This window comes from Methylobacterium mesophilicum (assembly GCF_022179445.1).
In the GTDB taxonomy this organism is placed as follows: Bacteria; Pseudomonadota; Alphaproteobacteria; order Rhizobiales; family Beijerinckiaceae; genus Methylobacterium; species Methylobacterium mesophilicum.
In genome coordinates this window covers 1-17099 of sequence record NZ_BPQU01000028.1, presented here as the reverse complement: position 1 = coordinate 17099, position 17099 = coordinate 1, and the positions used below count along the sequence as shown (strand labels likewise).

Annotated in this window: 16 protein-coding genes and 1 tRNA gene; 12 read left to right on the top strand and 5 right to left on the bottom strand. The window is 68.2% G+C overall.

The genetic code is table 11. The features are described 5' to 3' along the window. The first annotated feature begins 1 nt into the window (after position 1). Entirely contained in the window at positions 2–1198 is a 1197-nt protein-coding gene (locus MFF40_RS22065; protein WP_147897678.1) for an MFS transporter, read from the top strand. On the opposite strand, the gene MFF40_RS22060 is transcribed toward MFF40_RS22065, so the two are convergent. The 3 genes from MFF40_RS22060 to MFF40_RS22050 are packed head-to-tail and all read right to left on the bottom strand — an operon-like array spanning position 1183 to position 5018. Next, entirely contained in the window at positions 1183–2436 is a 1254-nt protein-coding gene (locus tag MFF40_RS22060; RefSeq protein ID WP_147897679.1) for an MFS transporter, read from the bottom strand. The two genes, MFF40_RS22065 and MFF40_RS22060, sit on opposite strands and share 16 nt — an antisense overlap. Next, on the bottom strand, positions 2433–2795 hold the full coding sequence (locus tag MFF40_RS22055; protein WP_147854019.1) for a hypothetical protein: 363 nt from the start codon (positions 2793–2795) through the stop codon (positions 2433–2435). Before MFF40_RS22055 ends, MFF40_RS22060 begins: the two co-directional genes overlap by 4 nt. A gap of 3 nt (positions 2796–2798) precedes the next feature. Continuing rightward, on the bottom strand, positions 2799–5018 hold the full coding sequence (locus MFF40_RS22050; RefSeq protein WP_147854020.1) for a TonB-dependent receptor: 2220 nt from the start codon (positions 5016–5018) through the stop codon (positions 2799–2801). 333 nt (positions 5019–5351) lie between these two features. Between MFF40_RS22050 and MFF40_RS22045 the strand changes: the two genes are divergently transcribed. After that, positions 5352–6299: a helix-turn-helix transcriptional regulator gene (locus MFF40_RS22045; protein WP_187277672.1), complete on the top strand. Its 948-nt coding sequence runs from the start codon at positions 5352–5354 to the stop codon at positions 6297–6299. Positions 6300–6378: 79 nt separating this feature from the next. On the opposite strand, the gene MFF40_RS22040 is transcribed toward MFF40_RS22045, so the two are convergent. Next, positions 6379–6452, bottom strand: a tRNA-Gly gene (locus MFF40_RS22040). A gap of 168 nt (positions 6453–6620) precedes the next feature. Here MFF40_RS22040 and MFF40_RS22035 point away from each other — a divergent pair. After that, on the top strand, positions 6621–7358 hold the full coding sequence (locus MFF40_RS22035) for a class I SAM-dependent methyltransferase (protein WP_238262236.1): 738 nt from the start codon (positions 6621–6623) through the stop codon (positions 7356–7358). 84 nt (positions 7359–7442) lie between these two features. On the opposite strand, the gene MFF40_RS22030 is transcribed toward MFF40_RS22035, so the two are convergent. Then, positions 7443–8285, bottom strand: coding sequence for a 3-oxoadipate:acetyl-CoA acetyltransferase (locus MFF40_RS22030; protein ID WP_147854023.1), 843 nt, complete (start codon positions 8283–8285; stop codon positions 7443–7445). Positions 8286–8662: 377 nt separating this feature from the next. Here MFF40_RS22030 and aroQ point away from each other — a divergent pair, with 377 nt between their 5' ends. The 9 genes from aroQ to MFF40_RS21985 all read left to right on the top strand — a co-directional run bounded on the left by aroQ (position 8663) and on the right by MFF40_RS21985 (position 17034). After that, entirely contained in the window at positions 8663–9115 is a 453-nt protein-coding gene (gene aroQ, locus MFF40_RS22025) for a type II 3-dehydroquinate dehydratase (RefSeq protein ID WP_147854024.1), read from the top strand. A 133-nt stretch (positions 9116–9248) separates the two neighbouring features. Continuing rightward, positions 9249–9950 carry an orotate phosphoribosyltransferase gene (locus tag MFF40_RS22020; protein ID WP_147854025.1) on the top strand — a complete coding sequence of 234 codons (702 nt, stop codon included), beginning with the start codon at positions 9249–9251 and terminating at the stop codon, positions 9948–9950. Positions 9951–9963: 13 nt separating this feature from the next. Beyond that, the gene (gene pyrC, locus MFF40_RS22015) at positions 9964–11046 is read left to right on the top strand and encodes a dihydroorotase (protein WP_147854026.1); all 1083 of its coding nucleotides are present in this window, start codon (positions 9964–9966) and stop codon (positions 11044–11046) included. 327 nt (positions 11047–11373) lie between these two features. Next, positions 11374–12819 carry an amidase gene (locus MFF40_RS22010; protein ID WP_238262234.1) on the top strand — a complete coding sequence of 482 codons (1446 nt, stop codon included), beginning with the start codon at positions 11374–11376 and terminating at the stop codon, positions 12817–12819. A gap of 422 nt (positions 12820–13241) precedes the next feature. Further along, the gene (locus MFF40_RS22005; protein WP_147854028.1) at positions 13242–15017 is read left to right on the top strand and encodes an acetolactate synthase 3 large subunit; all 1776 of its coding nucleotides are present in this window, start codon (positions 13242–13244) and stop codon (positions 15015–15017) included. 100 nt (positions 15018–15117) lie between these two features. Then, entirely contained in the window at positions 15118–15660 is a 543-nt protein-coding gene (gene ilvN / locus MFF40_RS22000; protein ID WP_058193937.1) for an acetolactate synthase small subunit, read from the top strand. 53 nt (positions 15661–15713) lie between these two features. Continuing rightward, complete coding sequence (locus MFF40_RS21995) at positions 15714–16010, top strand: AbrB/MazE/SpoVT family DNA-binding domain-containing protein (protein WP_147854029.1); 297 nt, start codon at positions 15714–15716, stop codon at positions 16008–16010. Continuing rightward, positions 15988–16380 carry a type II toxin-antitoxin system PemK/MazF family toxin gene (locus MFF40_RS21990; protein ID WP_147897685.1) on the top strand — a complete coding sequence of 131 codons (393 nt, stop codon included), beginning with the start codon at positions 15988–15990 and terminating at the stop codon, positions 16378–16380. Before MFF40_RS21995 ends, MFF40_RS21990 begins: the two co-directional genes overlap by 23 nt. Before the next feature lie 9 nt (positions 16381–16389). Then, positions 16390–17034: a glutathione S-transferase family protein gene (locus MFF40_RS21985; RefSeq protein ID WP_147854031.1), complete on the top strand. Its 645-nt coding sequence runs from the start codon at positions 16390–16392 to the stop codon at positions 17032–17034. Positions 17035–17099 lie beyond the last annotated feature (65 nt).

The following is a 17099-nucleotide window of genomic DNA, read 5'->3' as shown; positions in this document are numbered from 1 at the left end:
CATGGTTCGGATCGATGTGCGCACTCCCGGGTCTGGAGTGGCCGGGCGACTATCTCTCGCCGCGGCCTCGGTGGGGTTCGGACAATCGGCCGTGCTCGCCCTTGTCCCCGTGGTAGCCGAGCGCACAGGGCTCGATGCGGTCGCGATGGGGGGCGTCGCCTTCGCCGGGGCGGTCGCATTCCTGGTCTGCGCGCCGGCCTGGGGGAACTGGGGGACCGGTTTGCGTCTGCGCCGGCTGTTCGCGGCACTGGCCGCCCTGATGGCGCTCGGCCATGGTCTGTTCGCCCTGGCCCTGACGGTGCCGGCCCTGCCCGTCGCTGGAGCCCTGGTGCTGCTCGTCGCCTCGCGGATCGCCTACGGAGCGGGAGCCGCCGGGGTGATGCCGCATGCCCAGGCTGCCGTGCTGGGGTCGGTGGCGGAAACGGCACGCCCGGCGGCGCTCGGCCGGCTCGGTGCCGGACTCTCGGCAGGGCGCATCCTCGGCTCGCTGGCGATGGGCGTCGGGGTGTTCGGGACCGCCGCGCCCCTGGCGGTGCTGGCGGCGAGCCCGTTGCTGCTCCTGGCCGCGCCCGACCTCCCGGGCGGCAGCCCTGGCGCCAGGGCGGCGGGGGCGGATCGCGGTGGCGTCCTGCGCGCGGCCGCACCGCTGATGGGGATCGGCTTCGCCCTGACCCTCGGCCTCGGCCAGATCCAGATCGTGCTCGGCCTGTTCCTGCAGAAGCGCTTCAACCTCGACGCGCCGGGCGCCGCAGGTCTTGCCGGCGCGACCTTCGCGCTCGTCGCGGTGACGATGATCCTGACGCAACTCGTCCTGGTGCCGCGCCTCGGCCCGAACCTGCGGCGCAATCTCAGCCTCGGGCTTGCAGGCTTCGCCGCGGGTGCAGGCGTGACCGCCTGTGCTCCCGCCGCCTGGGTCGCCGTGCTCGGGACGGTCGTGGTGGGCGCCGGCATTGCCCTGGCGACCCCGCATTACACCGCCGCCCTGGTCGCCCGGATGCCCGGGCACGCCCAGGCCGCGGCCGCCGGCTGGCTCGCGAGCGTCCACGTGCTCGGCCAGGGGATCGGAGCCCTCTGCGGCGGCGCGGCGTTCCGGATCGCGCCCGCGCTGCCGTTCTGGACCTGCGCGACGTTGGGCCTTGCCCTGATCGTTGCCGCCGTGCGGCTTCGCCCGGACGACCCCCGTCATCCGGTGGCCTGACCGGTGCGGCCGGTCCCGAGCAGCCGGACGGTCGCCATCGTTGCGAGGCCGGAAAGGAACGTCGCGAGCCCGAACAGGGCGCCGTAGCCGAGGAGGTCGGCGAGCTTGCCCGAGATCAGTGAGCCGACGAGGTAGACCACGAGTTGCGCGCAGGCGAGGATCGTGAAGTCGGTGCCCGGCTGCTCCGCTGAAGAGACCGCCATGAACAGGCTGTAGAGCGCCACGATCTCCATGTAGCGGATCAGGGTCTGGAACCCTGCCGCGCCGAACAGAGGCCACAGGCCGACGACAGCCCCGAAGGCATGCGCCGTGAACAGGGCGAAGCAGAGAGTCCGCAGCCCGCCCAGCAGGCCGAGGGTCGCGGCCGTGCCGTAGCGGCGGACCAGCAGCGCTGCGACGCCGGAGCCGGCGAGCCCCGCGGTCATCGCCGAGACGCCGGACAGGTAGCCGATCCGGTCGAGGGGTACGCCCGCATCGACCAGGTAGGCGCCCTCCATGGCCTTCACGAGCCCCTCACTCACCCGGTAGGTGAGCGCCACCCACAGGATGGTGTGCACCTCCGGCCGCCGCAGGAAGGCCCGGATCGAGGGCCGCGGCGCGGTGGCGCCGGTCTCGGGCGCTTCCTCGCGCATGGCGAAGGCGGCCAGCAGCGGCGGCACCGAGAAGGCCGCCGCGCTCAGCAGCATCCCGGTCCAGCCGACATGATGGTAGAGGACGAGGCTCAGCGTTCCGCCGACCACCACCCCGAGGGCGACCGAACCCCCCTGTATGGCGTTACCGATGGCGCGATCTTCCGGCCGCAACCGCTTCACGGCGTAGCCGTCGGTGGCGATGTCCTGCGTCGCGATCAGCAGCGCGGCGAGGAAGCCGACGCCGATGATCCCGGGCACGTTGGTGGGGCCGAGCGGCAGCATCGCGAGGATGCAACCGATCACGCCGACCTGGGTCATCACCACCCACCCCGCCCGGTGCGCCCGCGCGAAGGGCCGCACACGGTCGATCAGCGGCGCCCAGAGGAACTTCAGCACGAGGGGCAGGAACAGGAGGCTCAGATAGCCGATCCCCGCCCGGGACACGCCGGCCTCGCGCATGATCGGCGGGAGCGCAGCGGCGATCAGGTAGGAGGGGATCGCCTGCGCCATGTAGAGGGCGGCGAGCACCACGAAGAGCGAGTACCGCTCGCGCCGCCCGTCGGCCGTGACGGCCACGGCGGCGGGTGCCGAGGAGGCGGCGCTCATGAGAGATAGGCCCGTGCGGAGGCCCGGGCGGCCGGCTCGTCGGGGGCGATCTCGATCGGGAAGTTCCAGAGCCGGCGGAATACGTCGGCGCCCGCCTCCTCGAAGCCCGGCCGCACGATCACGAGGCCGCGGCAGTGCCGCTCGAGGTCGGCGCGCGTGCGCTTGAACCAGAGAGCCTGGGCCTTTTCGGAAGCCGCCGAAAGTTTGCCGACGCCGCCGAGCACCAGGATCAGGGCGAACGGCTCAGTCCGTGCGCCCACCTGCTCCAGGGCGTCGAGGTAGGCGGTCTCGTCGCCCGGCTCGGTTGGACCGAGATAGCGCAGGACCATGAGGTCGTCGGCCTCTTCGAGGGCGACCATCCCTCAGAACGTCCTGCGGTAGCCGACGGTGACGGTGCGCCCGAGCCCGAAGACGGTCAGGTTGCGCACCGAGGTCGCGGTCGGATTCCAGTAGGCACGGTCGAACAGGTTATCGACGGATGCGTAGAGCTCGCCCCCGGCCAGGGGGGCGCCGAACGCGGCGTTCACCGTGAAGGCGTCCTTCAAGCGGAAGCGGGTGCCGATGAGGTCGATGCGGGCGTCGCGGCCGCTGAAGCCCTCACCCTCGACCCGGAGCGAGACGCCGTTCGCGAACAGGTAGGTCCCCGATAGCGTGCCGTGGAAGGGGGCGCCGATGCGGTTGTTCGGCAGGTAGCTGTCGAGGCGCCCGTCCTTGTTGGTGTCGTAGCGGCCCTCGCGGTAGCCGAGTACGGTGCCGAGATTCAGTTGCTCCGTGACCTGCGCGTTCCCGGTGAACTCGACCCCGTAGATCATCTCCTTCTGCTGGCTCAGCTTGTTGGTGAGCGGGTCGAACGTCGTGCCGTCGTCGGAGGTCGACACGAACCCGCCGAGGCTGCCGGAGAAGATCCCGCTCCGGCCGCGGACGCCGAAATCGTAGGAGTTCACGATCTGCGCCTGCGGGGCGATGCTGGAATACGCGATGGTGGTGCCCGCCGGCAGGCAGAACGGACGGGAGATCGGGCAGGCATAGGCGAGGGACAGGCCGGCCCGGCGCGTGAAGGCGCCGATATCGGCGAGCGCGTAGCCCTGGCTGAAGCCGCCGTAGAGGTCGATGCCCGGCAGCAGGTTGAAGGTCGCGCCTGCGTTGAAGGTCGGGGCTGAGTAGGAGAACTTGCCGCCGGTGACGTTGAGGGCTGGCAGCACGAAGGTCGAGTAGCCCAGGGCGTTGCGCGCCGCGCTTGCCGCGAAGGTCGTTGGCCGGGTGAAGCCCGCGACGTCGAGGTCGAAGTGCTCGTAGCGCATGCCGGCACGTACGGTCAGCCGCTCGCCGATCGGCAGCTGGAGCAGGGCGAAGCCGGCGTAGCTGTTCTGCTGCAGGGGCGTGAACACGTCGGTGCCGTCCCGCGCCCGCTGCCGGGTTGATTCCGAGATTATGTCGGAGCCCCAGGTCAGCTTCAGCCCGGGCAGGAGGACGCTCAGGTCGGTGTCGAGGGTGAGGTTGATGCCGCCGCGCTCGGTGGCGAGCGCGGTCTGGTTGGCCAGGCTCGTGGGCGCGGTGGGGATGAACGAGTAGGTGACGAACGGGTTGGCCGGATAGGCGAACTGCGAATAATTGAAGCGCTTGTTGATGTCGTTGTAGAAACCGAGGATCGAGAAACTGCCGAGCGGCGTATCCCGATCCGTATAGCGTAGGTACAGTGAGCGCGTATCCTCGGCGACCGGCAGGCCGATATAGCTTCGCGCGTAGTCGGGCCGGGCGAAGGAGCCGCTGTAATCGGTGAGGTAGCGCGGATCCTGGTTGAGCAGGATCTGGGTGAGGCCGAACTCGACGCGTTTGGTGAGATCGAGGTCGTAGCCGAGCCGCAGGTTGATGTTGCCGAGCTGGAAGCGGTCGGCACCGCCCTGGCCGAGCTGACCGTCGGAGGGCAATTCCCGCCCCTTGCCGTCGAAGGTGCGGGTGGCGAACCGACCGGAGCCGGTGAACGCGTAATCGACGCCGTCCGGCACTTTGCCGGTCACACTGATCGATGTCTCGGGCGCGACGCCGTGAACCGGGTCGGCCGTGAAGGTCCGGATCGCCGTGTTGACCGTGACGACCGGAGCCCCGTCCGTCGGGCGCCGGGTGATGAAGTTCACGGTGCCGCCGGTGGCGCCCGCGCTGTAGAGGCTGGAGGCGCCGGCCACCACCTCGATCCGCTCCACCGAATTGAGGTCGATCAGATTGAGGATGCGCGAGACGTCGCGCAGCGGCGTATTCACCGGCACGCCGTCGATCAGCACCAGGAGGTTGCGGCCCCGGAAGCTTTCTGAGGCGCTGGAGATCGTGCCGTTCGGTACCGAGAATCCCGGCACCAGCTTCGAGAGCACGGCCGAGGGACTTGAGGTCAGGGCGAGTTGCTGGCGGATCTGGTCGCGGTCGACGACCTGGACGCTCTGCGGCACGTCCTCGATCCGGCGCGGCGCGCGGGTGGCCGTCACAGAGATTTCGTCGAGGGCGACGACGGGTGCGGCGGTCTCGGCCCGGGCCGGCCCGGCCAGGGCAGTCCCCGCACCGAGGATCGCGACGAGACGAATGGTACGCATGCTTGTCAGACCCACCCCTGCGCGTCCGCGTTGGGACGCCTTCCAAAACTGCCGGGCCGGATTCTGCGTGTAGAGAACGCGAGACATCGGCGTCCGCCCAGTTTAAAATTTGTCTAAATCGATATTATCGCGACTTTCAGCGCCGAGACGATTGGTCGAGGATGCATAAAGTCTCGACATCTCTAGGCCGCTCTAACATGATGATTTCGCTCCCGCTTGGACTCGGGCGCGCAAGAGTACGGACTGCTGCGCAGCTACGCGGCGAGGGGGCGCGATGACGAAACGACGTTGCCTGGTCGCCACGCCGACGAGGGGCCCGGTATGGACGCCGCGATGAGCGCCGCAGTGCAGGCTGCGACCCGCGGGGCGGCAGCCGGCATCGTCCCGGAGACGCGCGAGGACTCGGATTCCCTCCCGTTCCGGGGCCGGACGGCGATTCGCATCGTTCCGGACCTCGGCATCGCCTCGGTGTTCGAGCCGTCCCGCTCCTGGCGCGACGAGGGCCCGGGCGAGCGCCTGCTGCTGGTGCGGCCCGCAATCGGGCGACTCGAGGTGACCCAGGGCGGGTGCAAGGTCGCCTGCTGCTCCAGGGACGCACTGCTGGTAGCCACGAGCCGGGGCGCCCTCTTCGACGCGCTGGGCGTCGACCGGATCGACCTCCTGGCGATCGACCGGGAGCGGCTGACCGGTCCCCTCGCCGCGCTGGAGACAGGGCACATCCGGCGGATCGGGCGGGACCATCCGGGCCTGCAGACGCTGACCGTCTACGGCGCGAGCCTCCTGCGGGGCCTGATCCCCGTGGGCGCCCCGGGCATCGCAGATCTCGTCCGCGAGCACCTCGCGCAGCTGCTGGCCTTCATCGTGCGCGAGCCGGGCCCCGCGATTTCCGCGCCCGGCCCGAGTCGGCGCGACCTGCGAATCCAGGCGCTCAAGGCTGAGGTCGAGCAGCGCCTCGGCCGGCCGGACCTGAGCCTGGAGGCCGTGGCGCAAGCCCAGCAGATCTCCAGTCGGCAGGTCCAGGCGATGTTTCAGGCAGAGGGTGAGACCTTCTCGGGCTTTGTCCTCGCCCGACGCCTCGACCGGGCGATGCAGCGCCTGACGGATGCCGAGGATGCCCGGCCGGTGAGCGAGATTGCCTTCGATGTCGGGTTCGGCGACCTGTCCTACTTCAACCGCACGTTCCGCAAGCGCTTCGGCCTCACGCCCTCACAGGTCCGACGGTCGGGCGCGACCATCGACCGAGAGCGTTTCCGCGAGCGGGATTTTGCGATGGATCGTTGAGGGCGTCCGCGGCTGGGAGGCCCGCGCCGACCGATCCGATATCCTGCCGCTGCCGGCGGCTTCAGATGGTGAGACGGCGTGGAGCGGGTACCGGGAATCGAACCCGGGTATTCAGCTTGGAAGGCTGCTGCTCTACCATTGAGCTACACCCGCGCGGGCGGACCGTTAGCACGCCGTCCGGCCCGTGAGAAGATGGGCTTCTGGGCCGTGTCGGCGATCGGTTGAAAGGCGCTGGGAGATACGCGGCTCTCGGAACGCAATCTCGACAAGCAGCCCTGAACGAATGTAATGCGTTCGAAAAAGCCTGGCACGGAGCTTCTGATGAGCCATGTGCAAGCCCATTACGACAATCTTCTTGCAGATCACTACTCATGGATGAACGGTTCATCGTTCGCTGAAAAGGTTTCCGAGCAGCGGAATCTGCTTTGGGATCTTGGAATATATTCACGAACGAATGGTCGAGCCATCGATCTCGGTTGCGGGCCTGGCTACCAGAGCTTTGCTCTCAGCGATCTCGGCTTCGAATCAGTTATTGCAATCGATAACTGTCGCGCTCTGCTCGATGAATTGAATGCTCTTAGAGCGGGAACTCCTATCGAACCGCGATTGGCCGATATGCGCAGCTTCGCGACATTGGTTGAGCGCGAAAGCGTCGATGCGATTGTATGTATGGGCGATACCCTCACGCATCTCGACGATCGCGGCGACGTATCGAAGCTCTTCCGCGATGCGCATGACGTGCTACGTGTGACAGGTCGTTTGGTCCTGACGTTTCGCGATCTTTCGCTCGAACTGACAGGATTAGATCGCTTCATTCCGGTTCGGGCGGACGACCAGCGTTTGATGGTCTGCGCACTGGACTACGAGCCTGAAAGCGTCGTCGTGACCGATATCATCCATATCCGCGACAATGACGGTTGGACGCTGCGCAAAAGCAGCTATCGGAAGCTGCGGCTTCAGCCTGCTGCCGTGGCGAAGGAATTGCAGGCGATTGGCTTCCTCGTCGATCAGGACCGCTCCGTCGGTAGACTGCACGCCATCGTCGCCCGGAAGCCGTGATGCCCGAAAGGCTTCGCGAGTGATCGCTTGTCGGCCAACGAGATTTGACGCGGTCCAAGACGGGGGTGCGGAATATGATTCCGTTCAGCCCAGACCCAGTGCGGCCCGCGCCTCGGCGGGGCTGGCGACGTTGCGGCCGTGGCTGCGGACCGCCGCGGCTGCGAGGCCGACCAACTCGGCGTTGCTCGCCGCGAGCCGGTCCTTCGTCACCCGGATGTTGTCCTCCAGGCCGGTGCGGACCGCATCGGCGCCGCGGGCAAGCGCCCACTCCATCACGACCGCCTGGTTGCGGCCGATCCCGGCGGCGGTCCAGGTGGCGTCGGGCAGGATCCGCCGCGTCTCGGCGAGCAAGATGTCGAGCAGGTGCTCCTCGGCCGGCATCGCGTTCTGGACGCCCATCACGAACTGCACGTGCGGGCGCGCGTCGATCAGGCCCGCCTCCACCAGCCTCTTGGCACCGTGCAGGTGCGACAGGTCGAAGATCTCGATCTCCGGCCGCACCCCGTGCTGCTTCATCTGGCTCGCCAGATCGGTCACCAGGCCGGCGCCGTTCTCGTACACGATGGTCGGGAAGTTCACCGAGCCGGTGGAGAGTGACGCCATGTCGGGGCGGTGCTTCAGCGAGAGCCCCCGGGCGGCGGGATCGCGCCCGCGGCCGCCGGTGGAGAACTGCACGATCATCCCGGGGCAGTGCGTGCGCAGCCCCTCCTGCACGGCGGCGAACTTGTCGGGGTCGGAGGAGGGCGATTCGTCGTCGTTGCGCACGTGGATATGGGCCAGCGTCGCGCCGGCCTCGAAGGCCTGCTGCGTCGACTCGATCTGCTCGGCCACCGTGACCGGCACGGCCGGGTTGTCCTTCTTGCGCGGCACCGAGCCGGTGATCGCCACCGCGATCACCACGGGCGTTGCGCTGCGGGATCCTGCCATGGCGTGTCCTCCCTGATTTCTATTCGCGGTCGCACCCGGGATAGCGGCGCGCGCCGCGAAACTGAACCTGTTGGGCGGATGAGACGGTCTCTGTACGGAACATCGCCCATCGGGTGACAGGCGCATGCGAGAGCCAGTTTGACCCTTGCCCCCCGCACGGCCACAACGGGGCGAAGCAACCCGTGCCCTCATCCTGAGGCGCGTTCGCGCAGCGGTCGCCTCGAAGGAGGTCTCCAGTCTGCCGGGCGAGTCCTCGATGGCTCCTTCGAGGCTCGCTGCGCTCGCGCCTCAGGATGAGGGCGCGAGGGGGAGCAAGCGAGTGAGGTCTCAGTGCATTGAGGCTTCGGTGCCGGCCACGTGGGGCGGCGAGGAACACGATGATTGACACGATCCTGGTCCTGAACGGGCCGAACCTGAACCTGCTCGGCAAGCGGCAGCCGGAGATCTACGGGCGCGAGACCTTGGCCGATGTCGAGGCCCTGTGCCGCGAGACAGCCGCCGGCTTCGGGCTGGGCATCGATTTCCGCCAGAGCAACGCCGAGCACGTGCTGATCGACGCGATCCATGCGTTCCGGGTCGGGTCCGCCGGGATCGTGATCAATGCCGGGGCCTACACCCACACCTCGGTGGCGATCCTCGATGCGCTCAACACCTGCGAGGTGCCGGTGATCGAGTGCCACATCTCGAACGTCCACCGGCGCGAGGCGTTTCGGCATCATTCCTACATCTCGCTCGCCGCGACCGCGGTGCTGGCCGGGTTCGGGACGCACGGCTACGCCCTGGCGATCCGGCACCTGGCGCAGCTGCGAGCCAAGGCCGGCGCGGCCTGAGAGGCGGATAGCGTCGGCTTCAGGGTTGACGCTGGCGGAGACAGGGCGGAGGAGACCGGTCAGGCCTTCCCATCCTCGCGCTCCTCGGCCCGGCCTCCGGCGGTGAGCGCACCCAGCGGAGCGCGCACGCCGCATGACCACGTCGTTCCTGCCCATCGACCGGACGATCATCGCCCGCGAAGCGGCCAAGATGTTCCTGGAGATCCAGGCCGTCCATTTCTACAAGGACGAGCCGTTCAAGTTCACCTCGGGCTGGGCCAGCCCGGTCTATATCGACTGCCGCAAGATCATCTCGTTCCCGCGCCTGCGCGCGACGCTGATGGATTTCGCGACCGCCACGATCGTGCGCGAGATCGGCTACGAGTCGCTCACCCATGTCGCGGGCGGCGAGACCGCCGGCATCCCGTTCGCCGCCTGGATCGCCGACCGGCTGATGCTGCCGATGCAGTATGTGCGCAAGAAGCCGAAGGGTTTTGGCCGCAACGCCCAGATCGAGGGCGAGGTGGTGGAGGGCGCTCGGACCCTGCTGGTGGAAGATCTCGCCACCGACGGGCGCAGCAAGGTGAACTTTTGCCAGGCCCTGCGGGACGCCGGCGCCCAGGTCGATCACTGCTTCGTGCTGTTCTACTACGACATCTTCCCCGGCAGCGCCGCGCTGATGCAGGAGACCGGGATCAAGCTGCACTACCTGACTACGTGGTGGGACGTGCTGGCGGTCGCCAAGGAGATGGGCACCTTCGATCCGAAGACGCTGACCGAGGTCGAGAGCTTCCTTAACGCGCCGGCCGAATGGTCGTCGGCCCACGGCGGCATCTCCTCCTTCGGTCAGGGCTGAGGAGCCGAAAGCGATGAGCGTCGCCGACCTGTTCCCCGCCGCGCAGCCGCCCGCTTCCATCGCGGCCGACCGGATCACCATCCGTCGGCCGGACGACTGGCACATCCACCTGCGCGACGGCGCGATGCTGAAGGCGGTGCTGCCTTACACGGCGGCCCAGTTCGCCCGGGGCATCATCATGCCGAACCTGGTCCCGCCGGTGACCACGGTGGCGGCCGCGCGCGCCTATCGCGAGCGGATCCTGGCCGCGCTGCCCGCCGGCCTCGATTTCACCCCGCTGATGACCTGCTACCTGCGGGACGACACCGATCCGGACGAGATCGAGCGGGGCTTTGCAGAAAACGTCTGGATCGCGGCCAAGCTCTACCCGGCCGGCGCGACCACGAATTCCCATGCCGGCGTCACCGACCTGATCGGGCTCGCGCCCGTGCTGGAGCGGATGGAGCGGATCGGCATGCCGCTCCTGATCCACGGCGAGGCGACCGATCCGGAGATCGACATCTTCGACCGCGAGGCGGCGTTCATGGAGGGCAGCCTGATCCCGCTGCTCGCCCGGCACCAGGGCCTGAAGGTCACCGTCGAGCACGCCACCACGGCCGAGATCCTCGACGTGGTCCGGGCCAACCGGAGCCGCGTGGCGGCGACGATCACGCCCCACCACCTCGTCATCAACCGCACCCACATCTTTCAGGGCGGCCTGCGCCCGCACCTCTACTGCCTGCCGGTGGCCAAGCGCGAGCGGCACCGCCTGGCGCTGCGTGCGGCCGCCACCTCCGGCGAGGCGTGCTTCTTCCTTGGCACCGACACCGCCCCGCATGTCCGCGGCGCCAAGGAGGCCTCCTGCGGCTGCGCCGGCGTGTTCTGCGGGCCAAGCGCGCTTCAGACCTACGTGCAGGTCTTCGACGAGGAGGGCGCGCTGGACCGTTTCGAGGCGTTCGCATCGCTGAACGGGGCGCGGTTCCACGGGCTGGAGCCGAACGCCGCCACGGTCACCCTCGAGCGGCGGGAGAGCCGCGTGATCGAGGCGGTGGCCGTGGAGGACACCGCCGTGGTGGTGTTCCGCGGGGATGAGACGCTGCCTTGGGCGGTGGTCTGATAAGGCGCCGGTAGGAGTTCGCACCGGCCCCACCGTCATTGCGAGCGTAGCGGCGCAACCCAGGGAAACGCCAGATTCCGTGAGCGCGCGCTGCCCTAGGTTGCTTCGCTATACTCGCAATGACGGTGCTGAGCCTGGGGACGGGATCAGGAACGACCGCGCATTGCGCGCGCGACGCCGGCCGCTTGAACGTCAGCCGAATCCCTGCACATCTCTTGTCTCCCCAACTATCGCTAGTGGTAGACCGTCGCACGCGACAAAACGTGTGATCGACCTCACCAAGCCTCGGCCATGCCGGCGCGGACCGCGATAGGGAGACGATCGACCATGCAGGATGAGCGACAGGACGGCATCACGGCGCTTGGTGCCGTGGATCTCGCGGCCGCCATTCGCGGCCGGGTCGTCTCCTGCGTCGAGGTCATGCGGGCGTACCTGGAGCGGATCCACCGGCTCAATCCGCAGGTCAACGCCATCGTTGGGCTCCAGGACGACGCGGCGCTCCTCCGAGAGGCGGAGGCGCGGGATGCCGCGCTCGTCCGCGGCGAGGCCGTGGGGCCGCTGCACGGGTTTCCGCTCGCCGTGAAGGATCTCGATGCGGTGCGCGGGCTGCCGTTCACGCAAGGGTCGCCCATCTTCGCCGACCGGATTGCCGAAGTGGACACGATCATGGTCGCCCGGCTGCGCGCGGCCGGGGCGATCTTCATCGGCAAGACCAACATTCCCGAATTCGGGCTCGGCTCGCACAGCTTCAACCCGGTCTACGGTGTGACCGGGAACGCCTACGATCCGGAGAAGAGCGCCGGCGGATCGAGCGGCGGGGCCGCTGTGGCGGTCGTGCTCAAGCTGCTGCCGGTGGCCGACGGCAGCGATTTCGGCGGCTCGCTCCGCAACCCCCCGGCCTTCAACAATTGCTACGGCCTGCGCCCGAGCTGGGGCCGGATCCCGGTCGAGACCAAGGACGTGTTCAGCCCGGGCCTATCGGTGCTCGGTGCGATCGGGCGCAGCCCCGCCGATATCGGCCTGATGTTGTCGGTCCAGGCCGGCTACGATCCCCGCTGCCCGAACACGATCCGCCAGGACCCGTCGGCCTTCGCGAGCCCGCTGGCCCGGGATTTCCGCGGGACGCGGATCGCCTGGCTCGGGAATTTCGACGGCCAGATCCCGTTCGATCCCGGGGTGCTCGAACTCGGCCGCGCCGCGCTCGCGACCTTCGCGGAGATCGGCTGCGTGGTCGAGGAGGCCGCGCCGCGGTTCGACATGGAGCAGCTCTGGCGCGATTTCCTGACGTTGCGGGCGCTGTCGGTCTCCGCCGCGCTCCGGCCGCTCTACGACGAGCCCGGCCACCGGGCGCAGATGAAGCCCGAGGCGATCTGGGAGGCCGAGCGCGGGCTTGCGCTCACCGCCGATCAGGTGGTTGCCGCCCTGGAGGGGCGCACCCGCTGGTACGAGACCGTCCGCCGCTTCATGGACAACTACGATTACCTGGTCATGCCGAGCGCGCAGGTCTTTCCGTTCGACAAGGGCCTGCGCTGGCCCCGGGAGGTCGGCGGCCACGCGATGGACACCTACCATCGGTGGATGCAGATTGTGGTCCCGGTGACCATGTCCGGCCTGCCGGCCCTCGACGTCCCGGCGGGCTTCGGAGACGCCGGCCTGCCGACCGGCATCCAGATCGTCGCCCGCAACCACGGCGAACTCGCCTGCCTCCAGCTCGGCGCGGCCTACGACGCGGCGAGCAACTGGGTGCGCCGCCGGCCGCCGCCCCTGCACTGAGCGCGCGGCCGATCCTTGGCTTACGCGTTGACCGAGTGTCAGGTCTCCGGTATGAGGCCCAACACTTCACGTGCGAATGGCTTGAATCCGATCCCGGATTCATCGATCGCCGCGAGGCAGGTTCGGATATCCGATGAACGCGGTTCTTATTGTAGCGGAAGCGTCACCGACGGGGCGGCCCTAAACCAGGGCCGCAATCCGAGCGGTGGCGCATGCAGGGTCCCTCGGGGCCCTTTTTTATTGCCCGCTGCCCGGTGACACACCACGACCAACGAGATCCACGCGTTCGAGATAACGACGACCACAGGACCTTCGAGCGAGGCGGATGCCGCCTCGCGTGACGAAGGTGCAGGACGACAGGAACCGGTCCGTCCGGCGGCGCACGAACGCCGCCGACGATCCGGGGAGCGGAGGAGGAGAGCATGGGCGGCGAGGTCATGACCGGGGCCGAGATGGTCATCCGGGCATTCCGGGATCAGGGCGTGGACACGCTGTTCGGCTATCCGGGCGGTGCCGTACTTCCGATCTACGACGCTCTGTTCCACCAGGACGCGGTGAAGCACGTGCTGGTCCGGCACGAGCAGGGCGCGGTCCACGCGGCCGAGGGCTATGCGCGCTCGTCCGGCAAGGTCGGCTGCGTGCTGGTCACGTCGGGGCCCGGCGCCACCAACATCGTCACCGGCCTCACCGACGCCTTGCTCGATTCGATCCCGCTCGTCTGCATCACCGGGCAGGTTCCGACGCATCTGATCGGTACCGACGCCTTCCAGGAATGCGACACGGTCGGCATCACGCGCCACTGCACGAAGCACAATTACCTGGTCAAATCGATCGAGGACTTGCCGCGGATCCTGCACGAGGCGTTCTACGTCGCCGCGAACGGCCGGCCCGGCCCGGTCGTGGTCGACCTGCCCAAGGACATCCAGTTCGCCTCCGGCCTCTACGAGCGCCCGGAGATCGCGAGCCACAAGACCTACCGTCCGGCGGTCAAGGGCGACGGCGACAGGATCCGCGCGGCGGTCGAGCTGATGGCAACCGCGCGCCGCCCGGTCTTCTACACCGGCGGCGGCGTCATCAACTCCGGCCCCGAAGCCTCGCGGCTGCTGCGCGAGTTGGTCGCCGAGACCGGCTTCCCGGTCACTTCGACCCTGATGGGGCTCGGCGCCTATCCGGGCACGGATTCGAAGTTCCTGGGCATGCTCGGCATGCACGGGACCTACGAGGCCAACCTGGCGATGCACGAATGCGATGTGATGATCTGCGTCGGCGCCCGGTTCGACGACCGGATCACCGGCCGGCTCGATGCGTTCTCGCCGTTCTCCAAGAAGATCCACATCGACGTCGACGCCTCCTCGATCAACAAGGTGGTGAAGGTCGATGTCGGGATCGTGGGCGACTGCGCCTCGGTTCTGGCCGACATGCTGGAAGCTTGGCGTGCCCTGCCGTCGCGGCCGGAGAAATCCAACCTCGACCCATGGTTCCAGAAGATCGGCGCCTGGAAGGCGCGCGACTGCCTCGCCTACTGGCCGTCGGGGACGATCATCAAGCCGCAATATGCTGTGCAGCGCCTCTACGAGGCCTGCAAGGACCGCGAGACCTACATCACCACGGAGGTCGGCCAGCATCAGATGTGGGCGGCGCAGTACTTCAAGTACGACGAGCCGAACCGTTGGATGACGTCGGGTGGCCTCGGCACGATGGGCTACGGCTTGCCGGCGGCGATCGGTACGCAGCTCGCCCACCCGAAGGGGCTGGTGATCGACATCGCCGGCGAGGCCTCGATCCTGATGAACATGCAGGAGCTCTCGACCGCGGTTCAGTACCGGCTGCCGGTCAAGGTGTTCATCCTGAACAACGAGTACATGGGCATGGTCCGGCAGTGGCAGGAGCTGCTGCACGGCTCGCGCTACTCGCAGAGCTATTCCGAGAGCCTGCCGGACTTCGTTAAGCTGGCGGAGGCCTACGGCGCCAAGGGCATGCGCTGCGAGAAGCCGGGCGACCTCGACGGCGCGATCGCGGAGATGCTGGCCTATGACGGGCCGGTGCTGTTCGACTGCATCGTCGACAAGACCGAGAACTGCTTCCCGATGATCCCCTCGGGCAAGGCGCATAACGAGATGCTCCTGTCCGATTACCTCGGCGAGACCGGCGTCGAACTCGGCGACGTGATCTCCGAGGAAGGCAAGATGCTGGTGTAGGTTGCTTGGCGGCGGCCCTTCGGGGCCGCTGCCCGCCGCATGGGCGGCGGCGCGCTCGGATCGCCGCCAAAAGCAGGACTGGACGAGGACGAAGCCGGCGATGAACGCGATGAACACCCACTACCCCGATGCCGGCCGCGTCGAGCCTGTGAACCGGCACACGCTCGCCGTGATCGTCGACAACGAGCCCGGCGTGCTCGCCCGCATCTCCGGCATGTTCTCCGGCCGCGGCTACAACATCGAGAGCCTGACCGTCTCCGAGACCGAGGAGGCGCGCCATATCTCGCGCATCACCATCGTGACCACCGGCACGAACGCAGTAATCGAGCAGATCAAGGCGCAGCTCGATCGGCTGGTGCCGGTCCATCGGGTCGTGGACCTGACGCTCCAGGGCAATGCTCTGGAGCGCGAGATCTGCCTGGTGAAGGTCAAGGGCGAGGGCGAGCACCGCAGCGAGGCCCTGCGCCTGGCCGCCGCCTTCGGCGCCAAGACGCTCGACGCCACGCTCAACTCCTTCGTGTTCGAGCTGACCGGCGCCACCGAGGAGATCGACCGGTTCGTGCGTCTGATGAGCGTCATCGGGCTGGTGGAGATCTGCCGCACCGGCATCAGCGCCATGGGGCGGGGTTCGGAGCCGCTGTAGGAAGCGGCGGCCCGGATCTGCTATGCTCCGGCGTCCTCGCGGGAGGCGGTGCGATGGAAGCCAAGGTGATTCGCTGGGGCGATGATCTCGCCGTTCGGCTGAGCAGCGCGGAAGCCGAGGAACTCGGCATCCGCGAGGGTGAGACCGTCGAGATCATCTCGAAGGGGCGGCCGAAGGTCGAGCCCAAGCAATGGACCGGGCGTCGGTACGTTGACGGGTTGCCCGTTTATACGTTGGCCGAGATGATTTCTGAGGCGCGGCGTCTGGGGCCGGAGGCGGAGCCTGAAACTATCGATTGGGGGCCCGATCGCGGTTCCGAGATCATCGATGACGCCAACGATCCGTACTGATTGGCAGCCGCATCCTGGCGAATTGCTTCTGATCGATCTCGAACCGGTCCGCGGCACCGAGCAGAACGGTATCCGGCCGGCGCTCGTCGTATCGGACCCGGACATGAACCAGCTGACGCGCCGGGTGATCATATGCCCGATCACGCGTAACCCGCATCCATGGCCAACCAAAGTCTTCCTGCCAGCTGGTCTGGTCGTCGAAGGCGCCGTGTTGGTCGATCAAGTCCGTTCGATCGACCGGGCGACCCGGATCCTCAGAAGCCTCGGGTCGGCACCGGACGATGTTGTCGCCGAAGTGCGCGGCAAGTTGCGTAGTCTTCTCGGCCTGACTTTCGACGGTGCGGACGCCCCCTCAGTGCAGCAACGGTAAGAACTCCGAATGACCACCCGCACCCTCTACTACGCCCCCGGCGCCTGCTCGCTGGCCGCCCACATCATCCTGGAGGAATCCGGGCTGTCGTTCGAGGGCGTCAAGCTCAACCTCGCGGCGGGGGACCAACGCGCGCCGGAATACCTCGCGATCAACGAGCGCGGCCGGGTGCCGGCCCTGGTCGAGGACGGCTGGGTGCTGACCGAATGCGCGGCGATCCTGCGCCACGTCGCCCGCACCGTGCCCGAGAAGGGCTTTTGGCCCACCGACCTGCGCGAGCAGGCCCGGGCCGACGAGTGGCTCGGCTGGCTCGCCGCCAACCACCACGTCGCCTACGCGCATGTCCGCCGGCCGGAGCGCTATACCGCCGACGAGGACGCCTTTCCAGGCATCCGCGACAAGGCCGCCGACACCTACGGCGACCTCTGCACCATGACCGAGGTCCACCTCTCGAACGGCGGCTGGGCGGTGGGGGATCGGTACGGCGTCGTCGATGCCTACCTAATGGTCTTCTGGGTCTGGGCGTCCGGCGCGTCGCTCAAGTTCGATATGGCCGAGCGCTTCCCGGCCTGGCACGCCCATGCCCGCCGGGTCGCCGAGCGACCGGCGGTGCGGGCCGTCTTCGCCCGCGAAGGGCTGACCCTGCCGGCCTGAACCCGAGCGGCGCAGGGCGATCGCTTGAAGGGGATCAGGCGGTCTGAGTGACGATGGCTCTGAGG

Bases quoted from the DNA above. Each gene is read 5' to 3' on its own strand.
- MFF40_RS22065 (WP_147897678.1), top strand. From the start codon at position 2: ATGGTTCGGATCGATGTGCGCACTCCCGGGTCTGGAGTGGCCGGGCGA.
- MFF40_RS22060 (WP_147897679.1), bottom strand. From the start codon at position 2,436: ATGAGCGCCGCCTCCTCGGCACCCGCCGCCGTGGCCGTCACGGCCGAC.
- MFF40_RS22055 (WP_147854019.1), bottom strand. From the start codon at position 2,795: ATGGTCGCCCTCGAAGAGGCCGACGACCTCATGGTCCTGCGCTATCTC.
- MFF40_RS22050 (WP_147854020.1), bottom strand. From the start codon at position 5,018: ATGCGTACCATTCGTCTCGTCGCGATCCTCGGTGCGGGGACTGCCCTG.
- MFF40_RS22045 (WP_187277672.1), top strand. From the start codon at position 5,352: ATGAGCGCCGCAGTGCAGGCTGCGACCCGCGGGGCGGCAGCCGGCATC.
- MFF40_RS22035 (WP_238262236.1), top strand. From the start codon at position 6,621: ATGAGCCATGTGCAAGCCCATTACGACAATCTTCTTGCAGATCACTAC.
- MFF40_RS22030 (WP_147854023.1), bottom strand. From the start codon at position 8,285: ATGGCAGGATCCCGCAGCGCAACGCCCGTGGTGATCGCGGTGGCGATC.
- aroQ (WP_147854024.1), top strand. From the start codon at position 8,663: ATGATTGACACGATCCTGGTCCTGAACGGGCCGAACCTGAACCTGCTC.
- MFF40_RS22020 (WP_147854025.1), top strand. From the start codon at position 9,249: ATGACCACGTCGTTCCTGCCCATCGACCGGACGATCATCGCCCGCGAA.
- pyrC (WP_147854026.1), top strand. From the start codon at position 9,964: ATGAGCGTCGCCGACCTGTTCCCCGCCGCGCAGCCGCCCGCTTCCATC.
- MFF40_RS22010 (WP_238262234.1), top strand. From the start codon at position 11,374: ATGCAGGATGAGCGACAGGACGGCATCACGGCGCTTGGTGCCGTGGAT.
- MFF40_RS22005 (WP_147854028.1), top strand. From the start codon at position 13,242: ATGGGCGGCGAGGTCATGACCGGGGCCGAGATGGTCATCCGGGCATTC.
- ilvN (WP_058193937.1), top strand. From the start codon at position 15,118: ATGAACGCGATGAACACCCACTACCCCGATGCCGGCCGCGTCGAGCCT.
- MFF40_RS21995 (WP_147854029.1), top strand. From the start codon at position 15,714: ATGGAAGCCAAGGTGATTCGCTGGGGCGATGATCTCGCCGTTCGGCTG.
- MFF40_RS21990 (WP_147897685.1), top strand. From the start codon at position 15,988: ATGACGCCAACGATCCGTACTGATTGGCAGCCGCATCCTGGCGAATTG.
- MFF40_RS21985 (WP_147854031.1), top strand. From the start codon at position 16,390: ATGACCACCCGCACCCTCTACTACGCCCCCGGCGCCTGCTCGCTGGCC.